A 21,498-nucleotide genomic window follows, 5' to 3' on the forward strand; every position below is an offset into this window, starting at 1 on the left:
ATATTATCTATGACTCCAAAGAGGATCTTTATCCGGGAGAAGCGGAAAAGGATAATGATGTAACGGAAGAAACTTCCGCTGCAACGGAAAAAGCAACCGAGACGAAGGTCACGGAGCCGCCTGTTACTGCACCGAAAGTGACCGAGCCAAAGGTCACCGAGCCGCCTGTTACTGCACCGAAAGTGACCGAGCCGAAGGTCACCCAGCCGCCTGTTACCGCGCCGAAAGTGACCGAGCCAAAGGTCACCGAGCCGCCTGTTACCACGCCGAAAGTGACCGAGCCGAAGGTCACCGAGCCGCCTGTTACTGCACCGAAAGTGACCGAGCCGAAGGTCACCCAGCCGCCTGTTACCGCGCCGAAAGTGACCGAACCTGCTGTTCCTGCCGTTCCCGATAAGATAACCATAGGCGGAAAAAGCTATAAGACCAGTATGACGGGCACTCTTGATCTCAGCGGAAAGAATCTTAAAAACAGCGATATAGCAGATCTGAAATATATGACTGATCTGAGCGAGATGATCCTCAGCAATAATAAGCTTTCAGATCTTTCGGCGCTGAGCGGACTTACAAAGCTTGAAAAGCTGACCTTCCACAACAACCATGTAAGCAACCTGTCATTTGCGGCAAATATGAAAAGCCTTAAGAACATAGGCGCTGAACACAACGGTATTACAAGCGTTTCCGATCTGTCACAGCTTACAAAGCTGGAAGAACTATGGTTTGCCGGAAACGGCATAAAGGATATTTCGCCATTGGAGAACTGCGTCAATATGAAAAAGCTCAGCCTTTCGGACAATCCCATAGGCGATATCTCAGCACTTTCCGGAATGAAAAAGCTTGCGGAGGTTCAGCTGGGAAACTGCGGTATAGACAACATAAATGCTCTGAGCAACTGCAAAATGCTCGAGATCGTTTATGTTTATGACAACAACATTACCGATCTTACGCCCCTTTCGAGCTGCAAAAAGCTTTCTCAGCTGTATGCTTTTAATAACAGGCTGAACGGTGATCTGGACGCACTGAAGGGCCTTACCATTCTTGAGTATCTGGAGATCGGAAATAACGGCTACAGCGGGTTCAACAAAATGAATGAATTTTTCAGCACCGAGATATACACCGATGATGACGGATTTCAATATGTATATAGTTACTGATATATGAAAAGCTTCTGCGGTATGGTCAGGTCATACCGCAAAAGCTTTTTCAGTATCTTATAATTTCATAGCTCATATCCTCTGTGTTATCGGATATGACTGTGCTTTCCGGAAGATACAGGGTGAATATGCATTCACGCCTTGCTTTTGTTTCGTTCACCCACACGATATCCTGCATAGGACAGTTATGGAATGCGCAGGCGCTCACCACCTCAACGCCCTCGCTGACCGTGACCTTTTCCAGGGACCTTATGCCCGAAAAAGCGTCGTGTTCTATCTTTTTTACGGTGGAGGGTATTGTTTTTTCCGTTGTGGAGAAGTCTTCTTCAACATCCGGGTACAGATAGGTCATATAAGGTCCGTCGTCTTCCGAATAAGGCTTGCCGTTAAAGGTATAGGGCTTTATTACCGCAACTCCTGCAGGTATATTAAAGTATCTGAGATTGCACAGCATAAATGCGCCCTCTCCAAGATATTCCACAGTATCTGGCATAATTATCTTTTCGAGCCTTGCGTCTCCCGAAAAGCAATTGTCGCCGACGTACCTTACCTTTTCGCCCATATTTACCGTGCAGAGATTTATGCAGTTCATAAAGGCGGCTTCACCGATATACTCAACGTTTGCGCCGAGATCAACATTTTCAAGAGCATCCGCTCCTCCGAATGCGTAGGACTGTATTATCTTAACGCTGTCGGGTATCGCTATGCTTGTTATGCTTTTTGATGCAAAGGCATAACCGGCTATTTCGGTGACGGGCAGACCGGCTATTTCATCGGGTATGACCACAGCTGTCTCATCACCTTCATAGCCGGTTATTACAATATGGTCGGTGTAAATGTCGTACTGAAACAGAAAGCCCTCGCTTATGTCCGAGCCTGTATATCCCTCGTCGGAAGGGGAGTATTCGGCTTCAAGGGACAGCCGCAGTTCTTCGATGCCGTAATCATAATCGGGGTCGATGCTGCTGTCGGAAACCGGGGCGGCAGCTGTTATGGACGTGTTATCTGTCTGTCCGGTCTGTTCGCTTACGCCGACAGCGGAAGCAGCCGTTTCAGTTTCATATTCGTTTACTGTCGGGATCGCCGCATCGCCGTTCTGTGAAATTACCGCAGCTGTGACTCCAATGACCGCCGCAGCAGCCAAAACGGCGCATATTTTCCACGGCTGTACAAATTTCAGCAGGAATTCTATCTGCTTACAGTTTTTAAATCTTTTATCGGGGTCGAAGCTTGTACAGCGGGATATGATATACCCCACGGGAAAACGTTCCCTGTTTTCAAAAATAAGTCTCAAGGTCTGCCCCAGCGCAAAAATATCCGTCCTGAAATCCGTCTGGGCATAGCCGTACTGCTCGGGAGCGGCAAAGCCTTCGGTGCCGAGACAAACGGTGTCCTTGTCCATTTCCTCCTTGAAAAGTCTGGCGGAGCTCATATCAACTATTTTAAGGCAGCCACTTCCGTCAAGCATAATGTTTGAGGGCTTGATATCACGGTGTATTATGCCGAGCATATGCAGCTCGTCCACCGCTCTGCAAAGCTGCAGCGCTGTCCCGACCGCCTCTTTATAGGATAAGGACAGCTCCTGCAGGGTCTTTCCCTCGATGTATTCCTCGATTATTTCGAGGGACTTCTGCCCTTGTTCATTTCCCGAGGTCACGTTTATTTCGTATATCTTCGGGATATATCTGCATTCGGCAGCTTTCAGCTTTTCATATACCTTTGGGTCGGAGCATAATTCCTTGCATACAGCTCTGCCGCCGTCAGACCTCTCACAGAGCCATACCGTACTCTGCCGTGACTTATGTATAACAGAAATTTTCTTGTACATAGGCTCTGCCGTCCCTGTTTACAAAGTTTACTTTATGCATATTATACCACAGCGGCGGAGTGAAGTCAATCCGTTTAAAATACTTGACAATCCCGTTTGCACGTGCTATAATAAGTAAAATCTTTCCTTCGGGAAAGTGAAAAAACGAAAGGAGCTGTTTTTGATGACTGTTATATTTGAGGCGGCAGCTTATTAACCGAATATCGGGGCTGAAAATTTTCTGAGGGGCTTTATGCCTTTGATTTTCTGCGCCCAAATGAGCCTTTTCGTGAGTTAGAAAAATTTCTGCACACCAAAGGGGTGTGTATTTTTTTACCATTTTGCGAAAAATGCCGCCGTGAAAGGAGATGTTGTACTATGAAAAAAATTTACGAAGCAGCAAACATTAAACATTACGGAGGTAATACAAATGAATTTCACAACAGATATGAGAGACTACGGCTATAAGGGCAGCGAGATAATTGACGAAAAGCACATTCCCGCAAGGATAACAGCCGTTCACAGAGAGCGCTTTGAAGCGGTCTGCGGCTACGGACAGATAAGCGCAAGGATAAAAACGGGAGCATATAAGGACGGTCTGACAGAATATCCCACAGCAGGAGATTTTGTCTCCATAGAATATAATCCCATTGGTGACAGCCTTATTGCCGACACCCTGCCAAGAAGCTCGTTTTTCTCACGCAAGGACCCTACTCCCGGACGTGGCGAGCAGGCGGTGGCAGCCAATTTTGACTATGTTTTTATAATGCAGTCTTTAAATCACGACCTTAATCTCAGACGTCTGGAAAGATACCTGACCCTTTCGTGGCAGTCGGGAGCGATACCCGTAATACTGCTCACAAAGGCAGATATTTCGGATAATATAAGCGGCGCTGTCAGGGATATCTCAAAAGCGGCTGCGGGAGCTGACATCATTCCCGTAAGTTCGAAAACGGGATATGGTCTGGACAGGCTGGGGGATTATATATGTCCCCGAAAGACTGCTGTGTTTCTCGGTTCCTCGGGAGTTGGCAAATCCAGCTTTGTAAACGCTCTTGCAGGTGAGGAGATTATGAACGTGAGCGGAATAAGAGAGGACGACAGCAAGGGCAGGCACACCACTACCCACCGCCAGCTTGTGCTGCTCAAAAGCGGAGCGATGATAATCGACACTCCGGGTATGAGAGAGCTTGGTATGTGGGACGCCGCCGAGGGCATTTCCACCGCTTTTGGAGATGTGGAGAAATTTGCCCGTATGTGCAGATTTTCCGACTGCCGCCACGAGAATGAGCCGGGCTGTGCGGTAAGGGAAGCGATAGAGCGGGGAGAGCTTTCGGAGGAGCGCCTCCTGAGCTACAAAAAGCTTGCTTCCGAATCGGAAGCCTCCGATAAGCAGGATATGCTCAGAAAAAAGCGGGAGCGGTTCAAGGACATCGCTCTGCAGAACAAAAACCGCCGAAAGACCGAAAGGCGTTTCGGCGGGAAGGGCGAGCACAGATAAGGTCAGAGCTTCCGTGTTTTAACAGTAATAAAAATTCCCCATAGCTGTTGACAAGTCTGCTGTTTGGCTGTATAATAAATACAGTAAATGTAATAGCTTGAACAGGCTAAAATACGCAATATATTCTAAAGCCTTGCTTTTTGCAAGGCTTTTTTAGTATAACATTTCCGTCAGCACATTCACGAAAGGGCGTAAGCAAGAGTATGAACAACCCCTTCCCCTATACCGACACAAACAAGCGCTACCACACTCAAAGCTATTATCTGAAAAAAAGATTTGGCTGCAAGGTGATGAAAATATCCTTAAACTGCGGCTTTACCTGCCCGAATATTGACGGCACAAAGGGCGTTGGCGGCTGTACCTACTGCCTTGAGGGCAGCGGCGAATTTGCAGGCTCTCCTCTTCTGTCCGTTACTGAGCAGTTTGAAGCAGTGAAGAGGGCAATGAACAGGAAATGGAGCGAGGGGCTTTACATTCCCTATTTTCAGGCTGGCACAAACACCTACGGCTCTGCCGAAAAAATTCGCTCTATGACCGAGGAGGCGCTGGGGCTTGAAAATGTTGTTGGCATTGCCATATCCACCCGTCCCGACTGCATTTCGGACAGCGTGCTTGATATACTGAGCGATTTAAATGACCGCACCTATCTTACGGTGGAGCTGGGGCTTCAGACCGTTCACGACGCTACTGCCGCAAGGATAAACCGCTGTCACACCTATGGGGATTTTCTGAAATGCTGCGAAAGGCTTTTTAAAAGAAATATCAATGTCTGCGTTCATCTGATAAACGGTCTGCCCGGGGAGGATTTTGAGATGATGCTCACATCTGCCCGGGAAATGTCTCATCTGCCCCTTCACAGCATAAAGCTTCATCTTCTGCATATACTTCGGGGGACGGTCATGGGTGAGCAGTATCTCAGAGGTAAGATAACGCCCCTTACTCCGGAAGAATACGTTCACATTGTCTGCGAGCAGATAAAGCTTTTCCCGCCCGAGCTGATAATTCAGCGTGTAACGGGTGACGGCGGACGGGACGTGCTCCTTGCACCCGAATGGAGCCTGAAAAAATTTACGGTGATGAACGAGATTGACAAGACCTTTGCCCGTGAGGAGAGTTATCAGGGAATAAATTACCGAAAATAAAGGAGAATTTCTGTGGAAAAGGAATACAAGGGAACGCTTTTCAAGCTTATGATGACCCTTTCGTTTTTAACGGGGGCAATTGCCTTTTTTTTCGCACTTATGTATGTGCCTGAGCCGCTTTGCAAGGCAGGCTTCGGGGTGATGATGCTTTTTTCTCTCCTGTGCGCTGTGGGGATAAATGGGTTGGACGCATCGGCGGCGGCTTATTTCAGGTTTTCCACAAAGCTTGCGGCGGTGGTGTTTCCTCTTTCGGTCAACGGCGGCTCACTGGCGGCGGCTATCCTGCTTATGAAGGATAAAGGCCTTGCGGCGGTCATAACGGTCATTGCCGCCTGCGCCCTGTCGGTCATTTCCTCCTCGGTGCTGGTGAGGAGATATATGGAGGACGATTTCTGATACCAAATAACAAATGCTCTCCCTGTTCAGGCAGGAAGAGCATTTTTGTTATGATAAATTATCGCTGAGTTTCAGGATAGGTTCGCCATTTGCAATGCTGTGATCGACATATCCGTCACTCTGCTTCATATCAAAATACAGCCCGTCAAGAATGTCGCTGTCGGCAATAAAGGCAAGGCGTATCTTAACGCTTTCATCTTTATAATATACTGCCTTGTCTCGGGGCTTTCGGGAGCGGAAAGCTTGTCTATATGAGCGATAAGCTTGCAAAACGAGTCCGAAACTGCGTCCTCCGCCTGATGATGGTCTTTCAGCACCGCAAAGGCTATGTGATACATTGGCTTTTCATACAGCCTGTAAAGCTCTGCGGCTTTTTCCGCCGCAGGAGTTTTTCCTGCTTTCAAGGATCTCACCTCTTTGTCTTTTTGAAACGTTTCATAAAATATAACGCTCGGAGCGGCGGATCTGTGACATAATGTCAAAAAAATCCCGGAACACTTTGCAGAATGTCCCGGGATAATATCAACCGTGAATAAGCCTTGCGGTCTCCTCGTCGCAGAGACCCGTTATCACGATATTCGTATTCTTTTTGTGATCTCCAAGATCGTACTCAATGCCCGCCTCGGTGACTACAAGAGGACGAAGGGGCTGGTCGTTGTTGTTTTTTATGACAGTTGCGGTCTCGCCGTTTGAGAGCTTGACCTTTGAGCCGGTGGGGAAGGGGGCAACTTTCCTCAGGAATGCCTTGACCACATTCTCGTCAAAGTGGCTGTACATTCCGCCCATAATAAACTCTATTGCCTCGTTGGGCGGCGCAGGGATACGATAGGGGCGGTTGGATGTGAGAGCGTCATACACGTCCGCCACAGCTAAGATACGTGCGTACTCGTGAATCTCCTCGCCTTTCAGTTTCATAGGATAGCCCGAGCCGTCCCATCTTTCGTGATGACCGATAATTCCCAGACAGCAGTCCTCGGACACAAGCTTTCTTGCCCTCAGATGCTCCGCCGCATATATGGGGTGCAGTCTTACCACGCTGTATTCCTCGTCGGTGAGCCTGCCCTTTTTGTTTATTATTTCAATGGGAACGGACACTTTGCCTATATCGTGAAGAAGTCCCGCAACTCCCAGCTCGTCAAGCTTTCTGCGGTCGTAGCCCATTTCAAGCCCGATAGCTATTGCCATAATTGCTACGCTGAGACTGTGATGATAAGTATAATCGTCATACATCTTGATGTCGGCGATGTTTATAAGTATATCCTTTTTGGAGGCAAGCTCGTCAATAAGCTGCTCGGTGGTGTCGCCGATAGCGTCGATATCGCTCTGGGTAACGCCCTTGCTGCTGTCCATAAAATTATCCGCAAGGTTGTGGATATTGCTTATGGCGTTTTCCTTTATCTCGCTGTTGATGGAGGAAATGACTCTTGCTTCGCTGCTGCGGCTGTCGATAAAAGCGCCTGCCACAACACGGCTCATACGCATCTGGGTGATGTTCATATCGGTAAGCTTTGTTCCCGATCTCAGGGTGACCACCGCTCCTGCCGAAGCGTCGAAAAATGTGATCTCTCTTGCTATGCACATTCCCGGTACAAGCTCATTGGTTCTCAGGTAGACCAGACAGACTTCCTCCTTTCATACATATTGACAAGCCGCATATTACAGCTTGTCTCAGCATATTTATGTATCAGCGTGACATATCTTTTATTGCTTGAGCTGTGCAAGACATTCGCTGCAGACGCATCTGTCCTTGAAGATAAGAAGATTTTCGGCGCTGCCGCAGAAAACGCAGCTTTCGCCTGCCTTTTTGATGATTATCCTGTCGTCCTCGGCGTAAATTTCCACAGAGTCTCTGTTTTCTATGTTCAGATTTCTTCTCATTTCAATGGGGATAACTACTCTTCCAAGTGCGTCGAGCTGTCTTGTGATAGCAGATGATTTCATAAACGGTCTCCTTTTTCTTTAGGTCTGTGAAGTCATATGGTTTACGCTTCACAAATCTTTGCAAATTTTTACTAAATTTATATATAACATATTATACCAATTTAATAAAGATAATACAAGAAGAAATGATAGAAATTATATTAACAATATATAAACAGGAGGATAAAACTTGCTTACATTTATCTTTTCTCTGCTGATAATAATTTCCATAGCTGCAGGGCTGGCAACGGGAAATGTCCGTGAACTTACGGAGGCGGTGCTGAACGAGCCTGTTAACGCCGTTGAGCTGTGCATATATCTCTGCGGAGGAATGTGCTTCTGGGGAGGACTTATGCGTGTGGCAGAAAAGTCGGGGCTTACGGAAGGGCTTGCAAAGCTGTTTGCCCTGATACTCGGGGGGCTTTTTAAGGACTTAGACAAGCAGGGACGGGCATTCAAGGCAATATGTATGAACATAACCGCCAATCTTTTAGGTCTTGGAAATGCCGCCACCCCTTTCGGCATTGAGGCAATGAAGGCACTTGCTGAGGAGGAGGGCGCAGGGGACACCGCCACTCCCTCAATGATAATATTTACCGTAATAAACACCGCTTCCCTGACGCTGATACCCTCTACCGCCCTGTCTCTCAGAATGAAATACGGCTCTGCCGACCCGCTTGAGATAATCCCTGCGGTATGGATAACCTCAGCCGCCGCCCTTGCAGTCTCGGTGACTGCGGCAATGCTGCCCCTTTCGGGAAAAAGGAAACGGGGGAAAAGCCTATGACCGCCGCCGCTGCAGTTATACCGATCATCATAGTTATCATAATCACTCACGGGCTGTATAAGAGGGTGGACGTGTTCTCGGAATTTGCCTGCGGTGCAAAGGAAAATCTTGCGACCTGCGCCCAGCTTCTGCCCACGCTTATCGCCCTGATAACTGCTGTGGGGATGTTCAGGGCTTCCGGAGCGGAGGAGCTGATAACAGGCTTTCTATCGGGATTTTTTGACAGGATAGGCTTTCCTGCGGAGTGTCTGCCCCTTGCCCTTATCCGTCCCGTTTCGGGCAGCGGAGCACTTGCGGTATATGAGTCACTTTTAGAGGAAACCGGTCCCGACAGCTTTCCGGGCAGGGTGGCAAGCGTTATGCTTGGCTCCACGGAAACTACTTTCTACACCCTTGCGGTATATTACGGCGCTGTACGGATAAAAAACACCCGTCACACCCTTGCGGCTTCACTTGCAGGGGATATGACAGGGTTTATAGTGAGCGTTCTTACCGTAAATATTTTCTTTGGGCAAATATGAACATATTGTAAATTTTGACTTTTGGCATTTTATTCTGTTGACAAGCGAGCTTTATTTTGGTATAATAATTAAGCATTGTGTATGAAACACACTTTGTTTGAGCCATTAGCTCAGTCGGCAGAGCATTTGACTTTTAATCAAAGGGTCTGGGGTTCAAATCCCCAATGGCTCACCAGAAACCGTCGGTCTTTTTTGAGACTGACGGTTTTTATTTTATAAAATTGTGCAAAAAAACAATGCTATTTTACTTGCCTTATTGCTCTGTTTAGTATATAATATTTTATATAAATTGCAGGATATTAAGCGTTTATTTTTAAAACAAAAAATTATAGAATTGGAAAGTTAAAATGGCGGAAAAAATACTATCAATAAATGAAATAGCCGAAGCAACAGGCAAAACTATAAAATTTGTCAGAAGAGAAGTAGCAAGCGGCAATTTGAAGAGTTTTAAAAAAGGGAACAAGGTCTTTATAAACGAAGCAGATTATTTGTTGTGGAAAAATACGATTGAAGAACGATTTAAAGATTATGTCGAATCATCGGATTTATTAAGATCAAGTAAAATAAATAAAGTGAAAAAGGAAAATGATATTGTAAATTGGATAGATGTTGAGAGAGAAATGCGCTCGATTGACGGCTGGAAAAACAATGATCAGATCAGAGATTTCAATTTTATTGACTTGTTTACAGGCGCAGGCGGACTATCCTGTGGTCTCACTATGTCCGGAATGATGCCGGTAGGTTCGGCGGAAATTATGTCTCAGGCAGTCGAAACATACAAATATAATTTTTCGAAGATCAATGGCTTTGATGAAAATGTTGAAGTGCGTGATATACGTGAAGATGCTGTAAAAAAGGAATTGATAGACTCTGTTAAGGACAAGCATATTCATTTGATCGCAGGAGGATTTCCGTGTCAGGAATTTAGTATGGCAGGCAACAGAATATTGGCAGATCCCCGGAATTCCTTGTATTTGGATATGCTTGAAATAGTCAAAGCTATCCGACCTGATTTTGTTCTTATGGAAAATGTCGAGGGTCTGCGCTCTATGATGAACGGTAAGATTGAAGAAAAAATTATCCAACAAAGTTGGAGCAGTAAACTTTCACCCAAAACCATTTTATGATGAAAGCAGCTACATTAGCGTAGGAGACGTACTTGAAAAATACTTAGATAAAACCGAAGATAAATCAATTAACCATATTTTTGCAAAATGTAGTGATGAAATGAAAAAAAGACTTGAAGCAATTCCGGTTGGAAAAAGTTTATACGGCAATTACAGCGACGCATGGAAAAAGGTTGATTGGAATAAGCCGTCTTGTACAGTAAAAGAAAATCATGGTGGCGTAAACGTTCACCCTATACTGAATAGGGTTATGACTCCGAGAGAACTTGCAACATTGCAATCTTTCCCTGAAGATTTTATTTTTCAAGGCTCAAAAAAATGGCAACTGGTTCAAATCGGTAACGCTGTTCCCTGCTTGCTTGGAAAAGCAGTAGGACTTGCGATTTTAAAATCATACGATAAATGGCAGGAGGAAAGAAATGAATAATTATTATGAAAATATAAAAATTTGTAAAAAATAAGATCAGCGAATATTTAGTTCAGATTTACAAGGTATACGGCAATGAACTTTTGCTAAGGCTGGAAGATTATAATCTTTTATCTTGTGAAAACAACTGTATTGAAACTTCAACAGCTACAGGCTTTATTATGGAAGATTTCATTACTTCAAAATTAGAAATGTATTGTCAGGGACACGATGGCATTAAAGAGATCAAGATAGAAAAGCTTAAAGGTCAGTCAACTGTAAAATCAAGCTATGACTGCTATGTTGATTATAACGATATTATGTTTATGATAAATATCAAAGTACAAAAAAACAGTTCTGCCAATAATGCTGTTGCTGCAATTAATATATTACATAATGATTATGTTCTGACTGAGCCCGAAAAGCTGAAATCATACATTGTTTTTAAGACCCATTACAGTTTCAAAAACTCTTTGATGGACGGAGAAAGAAAAATAGCGGTCGATAAAATAGACAGCTATGCTTTGGAAGAAATTGATTTTTCTGACGGGCATAGGCAGGATCACAGAAATTGGTCAGCAAACTTTAAGGCTAATTCCGGCAGATTACAGGTTTCTCCCACTTGGATCAACAATCATCATTTGCCGGAAAGTGAAATTTCATATAATAAAACCAAAGAATTTATTGATACGATATACCGTAACGTAAAGTAATGTTCAAATGCTGCTGAGTACAATATCAAACATCCCTCTCCCTGCCACAAAAGTGCATATAAAAGAAGCGAAAATCCATTGAAATTCCCGGGGGAATGATGTATAATCATATCATAAACATCAAACAAGACCCGGGGAAAGGAATGATTTTTATATGGCAATTTTAGTAACCGGCGGAGCAGGCTATATCGGTTCACACACCTGCGTGGAGCTTTTAAATGCGGGAGAGGACATCGTAGTACTCGACAATCTTTCCAATTCAAAGGAAAGAGCGGTGGAGATAATCAAGGAGCTTACGGGAAAGGATTTCAAATTCTACAAAGCCGACCTTCTTGACAGAGAAGCTGTGGAAAAGGTCTTCGAGGAAAATGACATCGACTCGGTCATTCACTTTGCAGGTCTCAAGGCGGTGGGCGAGTCGGTAAGAAAGCCCATCGAGTATTACCACAACAACATCACAGGAACCCTTATCCTCTGCGATGTTATGAGAAACCACGGCTGTAAGAGAATGGTTTTCAGCTCCTCTGCAACGGTTTACGGCTCACCCAAGTCCGTGCCTATCAGAGAGGATTTCCCTCTTTCCACCACCAACCCTTACGGCTCAACAAAGCTTATGATAGAGGGCATACTGCAGGATATCTGCAAGTCGGACAGCGAGTGGAGCGTGGCTCTTCTCAGATACTTTAACCCCATCGGCGCACACAAGAGCGGTAAGCTGGGCGAAAATCCCAACGGCATACCCAACAATCTTATGCCCTACATTCAGCAGGTGGCTGTGGGCAAGCTTCCCTGTCTGGGCGTTTTCGGAAATGATTATCCTACTCACGACGGCACAGGCGTAAGAGACTATATCCACGTTGTTGACCTGGCTCTCGGTCACATCAAGGCAATAAACAAGGTCAGAAATATGAAAGGCGTGGGAATATGGAACCTTGGCACAGGCAAGGGCTACTCCGTTCTTGACGTGGTAAATGCGTTCATCAAGGCAAGCGGCGTTAACATTCCATATGAGATAAAGGAGCGCAGAGCGGGAGATATTGCCGAGTGCTATGCAGACCCCTCAAAGGCGCTTAACGAGCTCGGCTGGAAGGCTGAACGTGACATAAACGAAATGTGCGAGGACAGCTGGAGATTTATAAAGAATAATCCCGAGGGACTTTGATATTATACGCATATAAAAGCAGGGCTTTCCGGAAAAAACATATCCGGAAAGTCCTGCTGATTTTTTTATGATATCTTTAACCGTTTGCCGCAAGTCTTTCTTCGATAAGCCTGCCCACTTCATTTTCGGGTATCCCGAGAACGGCGGAAAATTCTGCGCCTATCTGCCTGCAGGCGGCGGAAAGAGCCTTTTCGTCACAGGCGATAAGCTCCTTGCCCTCTGCATTGCGGCGGCTTTTTTCTTCAAGCAGCTCTCGTATCATTCCGATGATAAGAGAGCTGTCGCCGCTTTTTACAGTCTGACTGAGTATTGCCTTGCGCCTGTTTTTGTCGCTGTCGGTGAGCATACGCTCACCCGTACTGCCGTCAATGGCGGCGTATATCTCCTCTTTGGTCATCAGAGGGCGCACCCTGTTCCCGATCTTGTCCGCAGGAACATAATAGCAGGAAGCAGGCGCACTTTCGGGGATAAGTCGGAGATATTCCTCCTTGTGAACGCCGTCAAAGCATTTTGTGCAAAGCTCGTCTATCCTGCAAAGCTCTCTGCCGTCATAGATAACACGCTGTCCTTTTTCAAAGCTCATAACACATCGCCTCCGTCACCCTTCCAAGGGCGTTTTCAGCCGTAATACTTCTTTGCTATCCTAAGCTGTTCCTCCTCCGAAAGCAGGGACAGACGTGACTTCCAGCCGCTCAGGTCGGCGCTGTGTGCCTCGGGAGATAAAAATGTGCATTTTTCACCTACGCAGCGTGAAAAGCTCAGCCGCTCGCAGCCGCCTTTTTCATTCAAAAAGCGGCAGTCGGGCAAACTGAGCAGTTCATCGTCTCCCATAGGAGTGTGTTTTCTCATAAGCGTCCTCCATATGATAATGACAAAGATCAGTATCAGTCAAAGTAATCTCCTACATCGTACTGATTGTACTGCTTTTTGATACGGGCAATAAATCCGCCTTCCTTAGGTTCGGCGCTTAAAACCCGGAATTTAACGCCCTTGCGCTCAAGCTGTCCCTTGAAGGCTTCAAATTCATCGGCAGTTTCAAATTTTATAGTCTGCTCAAGGCAGGCTGTGATTATTCTTTTCATTATGACTCTCCTTTTGTTGAGTGGGGATACCTCTCAAATCTATAATATAATTTTATCATATCAAAAAAATTTTTTCAAAGGCGATTTTGAACAAAAAAATCCGCTCCATATACGGCAAAAAACGCATAGGCAAGGCTAAAAAAATGGCTCGGATAACTATCGTTACCGAGCCGTGTGTTTATATCAAAACAAATTATAGAACGAGCGGCTGCAGGTTCAACCTGCCCTGCCAATAAAAAAAGCGTCCGCTGCAAGGACGCTGAAATAAGGAAAATTAAATTATATATAACTCCACAAGGAGGGTGGAGGAGATATTGGGCGCCGCCCATATTTTTCGGAAGGCGGATATTCCTGCATACCTTCCGCACTATGGACAGCATTAAAAATAATATGTTGATATCCTATTGTTTCAGAGATCAAACTAAGCTGCAGCGCTTACATTGCAGGGGCGTTATACGCTGCATTTTCCGGAATGACCGCCGCACAGGGGTAAATGCGGCGGCAAACCGTATCATAAAAGGAGAGATGTAAGGGGTTCTGTCGGATAGGGGATATTGGGGATATCCCGTATCATTCCCTCATCGTGTTTATATTATAACGGACGAATGTGATAGGATTATGAAAGGAAAGGGAAAAGGAGAAAAAATTCCCTGTTCCTTTTTCTGATATAATTATATCCCTGAGCCTTTGTAAAAAATTGTCGGAACGGGCAGGAGTGCAAAAAATCTGCCAAAAAATTTCCGCTCCCAAAAAGCGAGCGGAAATTGTAAATATTACTTCTTTTCGTCTGTGACCTCAACGGCGGTCTTGTTGGCAAGCTCCTTGACCTTTACGCTGTAATAGGTGCCGAAATAATCTTCAACGCCGTCGACGGTGTCATATGTAAGCTGCATTGTTAGGGTAACTTCAAAGCTTGAGAGGGTCATTACCGTAACATTGTCAAGGGTGAGATCCACGCCCTCGGTGCCTGTTACCGTTGATACCACCGCTTCCTCGGAAGGGGCATATTTGGCGATGAGCGCCGCCTTTTTATACCGGTAATATTCCTCAGCAGTCTTTCTGTCCAGTTTGCAGGGGACTTCCTCCATATAGGCGGTAAGGTAATTCTCCCCGTCGGACTCGCTGTACTTGAAGGTGTAGGTGATAAGGGAGTCGTCCGCATAGAAGAACTGGCTGTCGGCAGGTATGCGGTCCTTTATCTCCATAAGGTCGGTGTCGGTGCTCACGCACCAGATCTCGGTATCGCTGTCATAATAAAGCTCAGAGCCTGAATTAAGGGCGATTATCTTTTTCATCGGCATTCCGAGCCTTACCTTGCTGAGGACTCCCGTGTAATCATCTGCGGGGGCTTCTTCCTTTTTGCAGCCGCAGAACAGCGAGAGTGCGGACAGTATTACAAGCAGCATTGCTGTGATCTTTTTCATTGATTTACAACCTCACATAAGTAAAATTGATAACTATATATATAATAATATAAAATCCGTCAATTGTCAAGGAATTTTTATGTTACTTTTACAAATTGGCTCAGATATATTTCCGAATTATTTCCTGCCGCTCTTGATTATCACGGAAAAATGTGTTATAATAACCATATCAATATATCAGAGGTGCAATGTCAATGAAGGGCTACAGAATAAGTATCCTCCGCCACGGAAAAACTATGGCGAACGAGGAAGGAATATACATCGGAAAAACCGATCTCCCCCTGTCGGAAGCAGGCAAGGAGGAGCTGAGAGAGCTTTACGAGACCCACGAATATCCCAAGGTGCAGAAGGTCTATACGAGTCCCCTTGAAAGAGCGGTCCAGTCGGCTGAGATACTCTTTCCCGACAGAGAGCTTGAAGAAGTGGACGATCTGCGTGAGATGGATTTCGGCGTTTTTGAGGGCATAAAAGCAGAGGAGCTGTTAGAGCTTGACACCTACAAAAAATGGCTCAAGGGCGGTCTTGACAATCCTCCCCCCAACGGCGAGAGCCTCCGTAATATGATGGTTCGCTGCTACACGGCGCTTAACGCCATTATCCTTGATATGATGGAGAATAACATTACCCACTCGGGCGTTATGACCCACTCGGGTATACTTATGAATATGATGTCCTGCTTCGGTCTGCCAAAAATGAAGCCTATGCAGTTTGCCTGCCCCAGAGGCCACGGCTATGAGATAATGGTGACGGCTCAGATGTGGCATCAGGGCTACTGCTTCGAGATACTTGGCAAGATCCCCGGATATCAGGCTGTGGGCTACAATGATGCAGGGGAAGCCCTGTTCGATTATGACAACGGCTTTGATGACGGTTACGATGAAGGCTATGAGGACGAGGGAGATTAAGCTGAGGGCAAGGGAGCTTCTGAGAGGCTGCTTTGCCGAGTCCGCTTTTATAAGTATGCTGAATATCGGACTTTTCCTGATAACATACCTGCTTATTATCATTGCGGGGCGGGGGACGGGGGCACATACTGCCGAGACACTTTTTCCCGTTTTCAGCTCCTGCCCTCCCTCGTTTATCCTTGCCCTGTGCGTGATACTTGCGGCAGCATATTTTCTGTCCGCTCCAATATACTACGGCTCAAAGTGGTTTTTCTGGCAGGCGGCGGCAGGAAATACTATGCCTGCATCTTCGGTATTTGCAGGGTACAGTTCCTTCGAGCAGTTCAAGCTGTGCATTAAGCTCAGAATGCTTTCGGACATACGCAGGCTGCCCTATATCCTCATTTTCGGTACGGCGGCGGTGGTGGAAGCAGTTCTTGCTCGCCGTATGCTTTTGCAGGGGGCAAGCAGCAGCACGGCGGTGCTCATATATGCAGGCTTTGCCGTTGTGGCTGTGGGCGTGGTGTATATGTGCTTCTGCGCAGGGCTTAAATGCGTTCCGGTGGGTTATCTCCTTGCCGATGACCCCGACGCTGTTGTTTCGGATATTTTTGAGCTGAGCGAACAGGTTGTCAGAAAGAATGCAGGACGCCTGATGAAGCTGTACATATCCTTTATTGGCTGGTTTATTGCCTGCCTGCCTGCGTTTCCCGTTATTATCCTTATTCCTTATTTCAACGTGTCTCTGGCTGTTTTCCTGAGAGACTGCCTTGAAAAGCGTGAGGATACGGGGGATACGGCTGTAAAGGAAAAAGTTATGGTCTGACGACCTTCTGACAGACTGCTGACAGACCATTTGAAAAAATATTTGGAGGAATGTTTATGTGTACCGCAGCGACTTATACCACCGACAGCCTTTATTTCGGAAGGACTCTCGATTATGAATTTTCATACGGTGACGCTGTTACCGTTATGCCGAGAAATTATCCCGTGAAGTTCAGGCACCTTCCCGAGCTGACAAGCCACTTTGCTCTTATCGGAATGGCGTGCTCCGCCTTTGATTATCCTCTTTTCTATGACGCTATGAACGAGAAGGGACTTTGTATGGCAGGGCTTAATTTTGTTAAAAGCGCCGATTACAAGGAGCCTGTGGAGGGCAGGGTAAACATTGCTCAGTTTGAGTTTATCCCATACATTCTTTGCAGCTGTGAATCGGTGAAGGAGGCGATGGAGAAGCTTTCGGGCATAAACATCACAAGCGATCAGTATGCTCCCGAACTTCCTGCGGCAAAGCTCCACTGGATAATCGCAGACAAGGAAGAAGCCATTACGGTGGAGTCGGTCAAAGAGGGCGTGAAGATATATGACAACCCCGTTGGCGTGCTTGCAAATGAGCCTGCCTTCGATATTCAGATGTTTAATCTGAATAATTATATGGCTCTGTCGCCCCGTAATCCCGAAAACAGCTTTTCGGACAGGCTCCCGCTTAACGCATACAGCCGTGGTATGGGCGGAATGGGTCTTCCCGGCGACCTTTCATCAATGTCAAGATTTGTAAGGGCGGCATATACGAAGATGAACTCCCTTTCGGGCAGCTCGGAAAACGAGAGCGTGAGCCAGTTTTTCCACATCTTAAATTCTGTTGATCAGCAGAGGGGCTGCTGTATGGTGGACGAGGGCAAGTATGAGATAACCCTTTACACCTCCTGCTGCAGCGCAGGCAAGGGTATTTACTACTACACCACCTACGAAAATCATCAGATAACGGCTGTTGATATGAACAGGGAAGACCTGGACGGCAATATCCCCGTAAAATATCCTCTTATTACTGGGGAGCAGATAAAAATGCAGAACTGATGCAGACAGGCAGGTTGAACCTGCAGCCATTCGTTCTATAGTTTATTCGGTCGGCAGACTGTCGGCTCGGTAACGATACAAAAAAGTTGAACCCAAAATTTTTAGCGTTAATGCGTTTTGCCCCTTTTTGGCAGAAAATTTGCATTAACGCTTCTTTTTGCCTGCATTATTTACGCAATATTAACAATTTTTGCCTGATTTTATGTTATCATTAAAGTATATTTTTGCATAAACAAAATTTGAAAGGATTGTGAGAAATGGGATTTTTTGCAAATGTGGATGTTCCTGTGCTCATTGCGTTCCTGCTCTACCTTGCGGGTATGCTGGCAATTGGCTTTTATTTCTCAAACAAGTCAAAGAAAATGAGCGACTATTTCCTTGCCGGAAGAAAGCTGGGCGGCTGGGTAACGGCTATGTCCGCTCAGGCTTCGGATATGAGCGGCTGGCTGCTTATGGGTCTCCCCGGTGCGGCGTATGCTACGGGTATGGGCAATTACTGGATAGCTATCGGTCTTGCTGTAGGCACCATTCTTAACTGGGCGCTTGTAGCAAAGCCTCTCAGAAGATTTACCGAGGTATGCGGCGACTCCATCACCATTCCACAGTATCTCCAGAACCGCTTCAAGGCGGACAGTCCTCTTATCAGAGTGGTATGCGCTCTGGTAATATTCATCTTCTTCCTTGTGTACACCACGTCGGCGTTCGTTTCGGGCGGAAAGCTTTTCCAGGTGGTTTTCAACATCGACCCCGCAAACGAGACCTACACCAAGGCGGCTGTTATCATTTCCGCTCTTATCATCATCACCTACACCTTTATGGGCGGTTTCAGCGCTGTTGCCTGGACGGATTTCATTCAGGGAATACTTATGTTTGTTACCATTGTGGCGCTCCCCATTGCCCTTGTTGCAAATACTCAGAACTTCTCTCCCGAAATGCTTGAATCAACTCAGAAGATAGTTGCAGAGGGAGCGGACGCAAGCGGATATATGTCCCTCACATCAAATATGAGCGGCATTGACATCATAAGCAATCTTGCCTGGGCGCTGGGCTATTTCGGTATGCCCCATATTCTCGTAAGATTTATGGCGATAAAGGACACAAAGGAAGTCAAGAAATCGGGTATCATTGCCATCGTCTGGGTGGTCATTTCCCTGACTGCGGCTGTGCTTATCGGTATCCTGGGCAGAGTTTTCCTCGACTCTCAGGGGGTGGCTCTCGGAGCTGCCGAGCAGGAGCTTATTTTCATCAAGACCGTTAAAATGCTTTTCCCCTCTTTCCTGGGCGGAATTTTCCTCTCGGCGGTGCTGGCTTCCATTATGAGCACCGCCGACAGCCAGCTCCTTGTTACCGCTTCGGCTGTTGTCAACGACTTCTACAAGGTCATCGTCAAAAAAGAAGTTTCGGAAAAGAAGCTTATGTGGATAAGCAGGATCGCTGTTATCGCAATTTCCGTTATTGCCTGCATTCTTGCTCTTAATCCCAACGATTCCATTATGGGCATTGTTTCAAACGCCTGGGCAGGCTTCGGCGCTGCTTTCGGTCCTGCAATACTCTTCTCCCTTTACTGGAAGAGACTTACACTCAAGGGTACGGCCGCAGGTATCATCGGCGGTGCGGCTACCGTTCTGCTGTGGGAATACATTCTTCCCGATACGGTGACTATGGGGCTTTACTCCATTATCCCCGGCTGCATCGTTTCCGTTCTCCTTACCGTTATCGTTTCTCTTATCGACAAGGCTCCCTCCGATGAGGTTTGTGAGCTTTTTGATACGGCTAAGGCTGAAAAGTGACCTTATACTAATAACCAATAAAACTGTAGACAAAAAATCTTCGCATAATCCATATATGCAAGATTATGCTCGATTTTTTGTACAGTTTTTAATTGGTTCTTAGTATTAGTATAAAAATAACACGCTGTCCTGTGGTTTTGGGGCAGCGTGTTTTTTAGTTGCATTTTTTTACAAAAAATGTTTTGACGTTTTATGCATATATACAAAAATATGCATAATTGCTACTTTTGTTTCGATTTGCTATTGACAAATCGGTACAGATGTGCTATAATACAGATGAACCGTTTGGATAGCTGGAATTTACGCTATTCTGTTAAGCTCGCTCTGCATAAGGCAGTAAGGAATAATGCCAAGTCCGATAAAGCCGAGGATAAGATACAGGATACCTGTATTGCCACCCCTGTTGCCGCTTATCTCGTCAACCTTCTGTCCCTGCTTGTAATACCAGTAAATTCCATAGATACCGCAGGTGAGAATCGTAAATACAAGAGCTGTTCCTCCTCCTGCAGTTTTTGTGGAAGCGTTGGAATTAAGCTCGTCTGTGAGCTTTACAAACCAATAAAGTCCGTAAATTCCGCAGGTCAGCAGAGAGAAAATAATGCAAAGCGGTATGCTTCTGTTTGTTGCCATAAAAAATTACCCCCCATAAAAATTTATTTTTTTCAAACTTGCTTATAGGATAACATATTTTGACAAATATGTCAATAAAAAAATATATTTTTACATTTTATTCACAAGGAGGCATATTATGCAAGGTAATACCGACTGCTGTTTCTGCTCGGGGAACGACTGGTTCCGATACAGAGTGGGGGCGATAATTATCTCGGGAGAATATGCTCTTTTTGCTTACAGCGAGGTTGACAAGTATTATTACTCTGTTGGCGGCGGGGTCCACGTGGGTGAACATTCCCGTGACGCCGTTTTGCGGGAAACTATGGAGGAGACGGGTTTGGAGCTTGAGATAGAGCGCCCTCTGTGCATTGTGGAGAATTTCTTTTATGGCACAGGCTCTCTTGATGGCCTTAACTGCCACGCTTTGGAGTTGTACTATCTGATGAAGCCTGCGGAGAAAAAGGAGATCACCGTTTCAAGCTTTACGGCAAACGGAATGGTTGAGAAAATGAGGTGGCTGCCTATTTCTCGGCTTGATGATTATGATATCCGTCCGAAAACTGCCGTAAGGCTTGCAAAGGAGCCGCCGGTGGGGTTTGAGGTTTTTGTTAATGAGGAGAGATAGGGGGCAGGTCACCTTGCAAGCAGCCCGCATTTTTCGGGCAGCTTTGGGTCAGATCTCAGCATTGACAACATTCTTCTTGCTGTACCGTTAGGTGTGCTTCGTCCGCCCTCCCAGGCTTCAACGGTCTTGACAGACACGCCCATTATCTGTGCAAAGACTGACTGGGTCATATCGAGAGACAGCCTGATACTGCGTATTTCCTTGCTTTGGATAACGGGGAGCGGCGCTACAGATATTTTTGATGTGTTTACTTTCAGCTCGCCCTTTTCATACTGAACGGCTTCGGTCAAGCCCTGCATTATGCTGTTATATATGTTCATTGTCATTCTCCTCTTTTGTGCAGGGTGATTGAGGTGTTATGTTGTATTTTTGCTGAAGCTTTTTGAGTTCGGAAGAGAACCATTCATCTATTTTCTTTTCTTCACGAGTATTAGTGTCTTTGCCGAGTACCGGTAATGCTTTTTTTCGAAATTTCCTATGCCTCTTCATACATTCTTCTTTTAATGCTAAAGCTTCTTCCATATATCCCATAATTGAAGCCCCCTTCTGCAATTTTTATGCTGAGTTTAAATGTATTATACCCTATTT

25 protein-coding genes, 1 tRNA gene and 1 pseudogene are annotated in these 21,498 nt (G+C 45.9%); 16 read left to right on the forward strand and 11 right to left on the reverse strand.

Translation table 11 applies throughout. The features are described from left to right. Positions 1–1,154 (forward strand): leucine-rich repeat domain-containing protein (locus ACR0QN_RS00005; protein ID WP_432649135.1); only part of this gene is annotated, 1,154 nt, incomplete at its 5' end. Between the two features lie 49 nt (positions 1,155–1,203). Here ACR0QN_RS00005 and ACR0QN_RS00010 read toward each other — a convergent pair. Then, a complete protein-coding gene (locus ACR0QN_RS00010) occupies positions 1,204–2,982 on the reverse strand; it encodes a leucine-rich repeat protein (protein WP_432649136.1) in 1,779 nt (592 codons plus the stop codon). A 409-nt stretch (positions 2,983–3,391) separates the two neighbouring features. Here ACR0QN_RS00010 and rsgA point away from each other — a divergent pair, with 409 nt between their 5' ends. The 3 genes from rsgA (at position 3,392) to ACR0QN_RS00025 (ending at position 6,000) form a co-directional block, all read left to right on the forward strand. Further along, the gene (gene rsgA, locus ACR0QN_RS00015) at positions 3,392–4,462 is read left to right on the forward strand and encodes a ribosome small subunit-dependent GTPase A (RefSeq protein ID WP_432649137.1); all 1,071 of its coding nucleotides are present in this window, start codon (positions 3,392–3,394) and stop codon (positions 4,460–4,462) included. A 203-nt stretch (positions 4,463–4,665) separates the two neighbouring features. Continuing rightward, positions 4,666–5,604 (forward strand): TIGR01212 family radical SAM protein, encoded by a 939-nt coding sequence (locus ACR0QN_RS00020; protein ID WP_432649138.1) that lies wholly within the window; start codon positions 4,666–4,668, stop codon positions 5,602–5,604. A 12-nt stretch (positions 5,605–5,616) separates the two neighbouring features. Then, the gene (locus tag ACR0QN_RS00025; protein WP_432649139.1) at positions 5,617–6,000 is read left to right on the forward strand and encodes a hypothetical protein; all 384 of its coding nucleotides are present in this window, start codon (positions 5,617–5,619) and stop codon (positions 5,998–6,000) included. 125 nt (positions 6,001–6,125) lie between these two features. Here ACR0QN_RS00025 and ACR0QN_RS00030 read toward each other — a convergent pair whose 3' ends face one another. The 3 genes from ACR0QN_RS00030 to ACR0QN_RS00040 all read right to left on the reverse strand — a co-directional run bounded on the left by ACR0QN_RS00030 (position 6,126) and on the right by ACR0QN_RS00040 (position 7,941). Further along, on the reverse strand, positions 6,126–6,404 hold the full coding sequence (locus ACR0QN_RS00030; RefSeq protein ID WP_432649140.1) for a sigma factor: 279 nt from the start codon (positions 6,402–6,404) through the stop codon (positions 6,126–6,128). Between the two features lie 118 nt (positions 6,405–6,522). Continuing rightward, positions 6,523–7,581 carry an HD-GYP domain-containing protein gene (locus ACR0QN_RS00035; protein ID WP_432649141.1) on the reverse strand — a complete coding sequence of 353 codons (1,059 nt, stop codon included), beginning with the start codon at positions 7,579–7,581 and terminating at the stop codon, positions 6,523–6,525. Positions 7,582–7,701: 120 nt separating this feature from the next. Beyond that, a complete protein-coding gene (locus ACR0QN_RS00040; protein WP_432649142.1) occupies positions 7,702–7,941 on the reverse strand; it encodes an AbrB/MazE/SpoVT family DNA-binding domain-containing protein in 240 nt (79 codons plus the stop codon). A gap of 169 nt (positions 7,942–8,110) precedes the next feature. Here ACR0QN_RS00040 and ACR0QN_RS00045 point away from each other — a divergent pair, with 169 nt between their 5' ends. The 7 genes and pseudogenes from ACR0QN_RS00045 to galE all read left to right on the forward strand — a co-directional run bounded on the left by ACR0QN_RS00045 (position 8,111) and on the right by galE (position 12,636). After that, entirely contained in the window at positions 8,111–8,707 is a 597-nt protein-coding gene (locus ACR0QN_RS00045) for a nucleoside recognition domain-containing protein (protein ID WP_432649143.1), read from the forward strand. Then, positions 8,617–9,228, forward strand: coding sequence for a spore maturation protein (locus ACR0QN_RS00050; protein WP_432649144.1), 612 nt, complete (start codon positions 8,617–8,619; stop codon positions 9,226–9,228). The genes ACR0QN_RS00045 and ACR0QN_RS00050 overlap by 91 nt, the downstream gene beginning before the upstream one ends. Positions 9,229–9,327: 99 nt before the next feature. Continuing rightward, positions 9,328–9,403: transfer RNA gene (locus ACR0QN_RS00055), tRNA-Lys, on the forward strand. 172 nt (positions 9,404–9,575) lie between these two features. Then, positions 9,576–10,355: a DNA cytosine methyltransferase gene (locus ACR0QN_RS00060; protein ID WP_432649145.1), complete on the forward strand. Its 780-nt coding sequence runs from the start codon at positions 9,576–9,578 to the stop codon at positions 10,353–10,355. Then, entirely contained in the window at positions 10,294–10,782 is a 489-nt protein-coding gene (locus ACR0QN_RS00065; protein WP_432649146.1) for a DNA cytosine methyltransferase, read from the forward strand. The genes ACR0QN_RS00060 and ACR0QN_RS00065 overlap by 62 nt, the downstream gene beginning before the upstream one ends. 32 nt (positions 10,783–10,814) lie before the next feature. Continuing rightward, positions 10,815–11,474, forward strand: a pseudogene (locus ACR0QN_RS00070) (UpaP162 family type II restriction enzyme); the annotation flags it as partial. 154 nt (positions 11,475–11,628) lie between these two features. Further along, positions 11,629–12,636 carry a UDP-glucose 4-epimerase GalE gene (galE, locus tag ACR0QN_RS00075; protein ID WP_432649147.1) on the forward strand — a complete coding sequence of 336 codons (1,008 nt, stop codon included), beginning with the start codon at positions 11,629–11,631 and terminating at the stop codon, positions 12,634–12,636. A 76-nt stretch (positions 12,637–12,712) separates the two neighbouring features. On the opposite strand, the gene ACR0QN_RS00080 is transcribed toward galE, so the two are convergent. The 4 genes from ACR0QN_RS00080 to ACR0QN_RS00095 all read right to left on the reverse strand — a co-directional run bounded on the left by ACR0QN_RS00080 (position 12,713) and on the right by ACR0QN_RS00095 (position 15,142). Continuing rightward, positions 12,713–13,219 carry a CarD family transcriptional regulator gene (locus ACR0QN_RS00080; RefSeq protein WP_432649148.1) on the reverse strand — a complete coding sequence of 169 codons (507 nt, stop codon included), beginning with the start codon at positions 13,217–13,219 and terminating at the stop codon, positions 12,713–12,715. Between the two features lie 35 nt (positions 13,220–13,254). Continuing rightward, positions 13,255–13,485 (reverse strand): hypothetical protein, encoded by a 231-nt coding sequence (locus ACR0QN_RS00085; RefSeq protein ID WP_432649149.1) that lies wholly within the window; start codon positions 13,483–13,485, stop codon positions 13,255–13,257. Positions 13,486–13,520: 35 nt separating this feature from the next. Continuing rightward, on the reverse strand, positions 13,521–13,718 hold the full coding sequence (locus ACR0QN_RS00090) for a hypothetical protein (RefSeq protein ID WP_432649150.1): 198 nt from the start codon (positions 13,716–13,718) through the stop codon (positions 13,521–13,523). Between the two features lie 773 nt (positions 13,719–14,491). Next, positions 14,492–15,142, reverse strand: a complete 651-nt coding sequence (locus ACR0QN_RS00095) for a hypothetical protein (protein WP_432649151.1) — start codon at positions 15,140–15,142, stop codon at positions 14,492–14,494. Positions 15,143–15,336: 194 nt separating this feature from the next. Between ACR0QN_RS00095 and ACR0QN_RS00100 the strand changes: the two genes are divergently transcribed. The 4 genes from ACR0QN_RS00100 (at position 15,337) to putP (ending at position 19,673) form a co-directional block, all read left to right on the forward strand. Then, positions 15,337–16,047: a histidine phosphatase family protein gene (locus ACR0QN_RS00100; RefSeq protein ID WP_432649152.1), complete on the forward strand. Its 711-nt coding sequence runs from the start codon at positions 15,337–15,339 to the stop codon at positions 16,045–16,047. Continuing rightward, complete coding sequence (locus tag ACR0QN_RS00105) at positions 15,992–16,852, forward strand: DUF975 family protein (RefSeq protein WP_432649153.1); 861 nt, start codon at positions 15,992–15,994, stop codon at positions 16,850–16,852. The genes ACR0QN_RS00100 and ACR0QN_RS00105 overlap by 56 nt, the downstream gene beginning before the upstream one ends. A 56-nt stretch (positions 16,853–16,908) precedes the next feature. Beyond that, positions 16,909–17,883 carry a choloylglycine hydrolase gene (gene bsh / locus ACR0QN_RS00110; protein ID WP_432649154.1) on the forward strand — a complete coding sequence of 325 codons (975 nt, stop codon included), beginning with the start codon at positions 16,909–16,911 and terminating at the stop codon, positions 17,881–17,883. A 257-nt stretch (positions 17,884–18,140) separates the two neighbouring features. Continuing rightward, on the forward strand, positions 18,141–19,673 hold the full coding sequence (gene putP, locus ACR0QN_RS00115; protein ID WP_432649155.1) for a sodium/proline symporter PutP: 1,533 nt from the start codon (positions 18,141–18,143) through the stop codon (positions 19,671–19,673). 300 nt (positions 19,674–19,973) lie between these two features. On the opposite strand, the gene ACR0QN_RS00120 is transcribed toward putP, so the two are convergent. Then, positions 19,974–20,303: a DUF4234 domain-containing protein gene (locus ACR0QN_RS00120; RefSeq protein ID WP_432649156.1), complete on the reverse strand. Its 330-nt coding sequence runs from the start codon at positions 20,301–20,303 to the stop codon at positions 19,974–19,976. A 118-nt stretch (positions 20,304–20,421) separates the two neighbouring features. Between ACR0QN_RS00120 and ACR0QN_RS00125 the strand changes: the two genes are divergently transcribed. Continuing rightward, complete coding sequence (locus ACR0QN_RS00125; protein WP_432649157.1) at positions 20,422–20,910, forward strand: NUDIX hydrolase; 489 nt, start codon at positions 20,422–20,424, stop codon at positions 20,908–20,910. A gap of 8 nt (positions 20,911–20,918) precedes the next feature. Here the strand turns inward: ACR0QN_RS00125 and ACR0QN_RS00130 are convergent, their stop codons facing one another. Both ACR0QN_RS00130 and ACR0QN_RS00135 read right to left on the reverse strand, forming a co-directional pair. Beyond that, positions 20,919–21,230: a helix-turn-helix domain-containing protein gene (locus ACR0QN_RS00130; RefSeq protein WP_432649158.1), complete on the reverse strand. Its 312-nt coding sequence runs from the start codon at positions 21,228–21,230 to the stop codon at positions 20,919–20,921. Continuing rightward, on the reverse strand, positions 21,217–21,441 hold the full coding sequence (locus ACR0QN_RS00135) for a hypothetical protein (RefSeq protein WP_432649159.1): 225 nt from the start codon (positions 21,439–21,441) through the stop codon (positions 21,217–21,219). Before ACR0QN_RS00135 ends, ACR0QN_RS00130 begins: the two co-directional genes overlap by 14 nt. Positions 21,442–21,498: the final 57 nt, after the last annotated feature.

It is taken from the genome of Huintestinicola sp., from assembly GCF_050874005.1.
In the GTDB taxonomy this organism is placed as follows: domain Bacteria; phylum Bacillota; class Clostridia; order Oscillospirales; family Ruminococcaceae; genus Huintestinicola.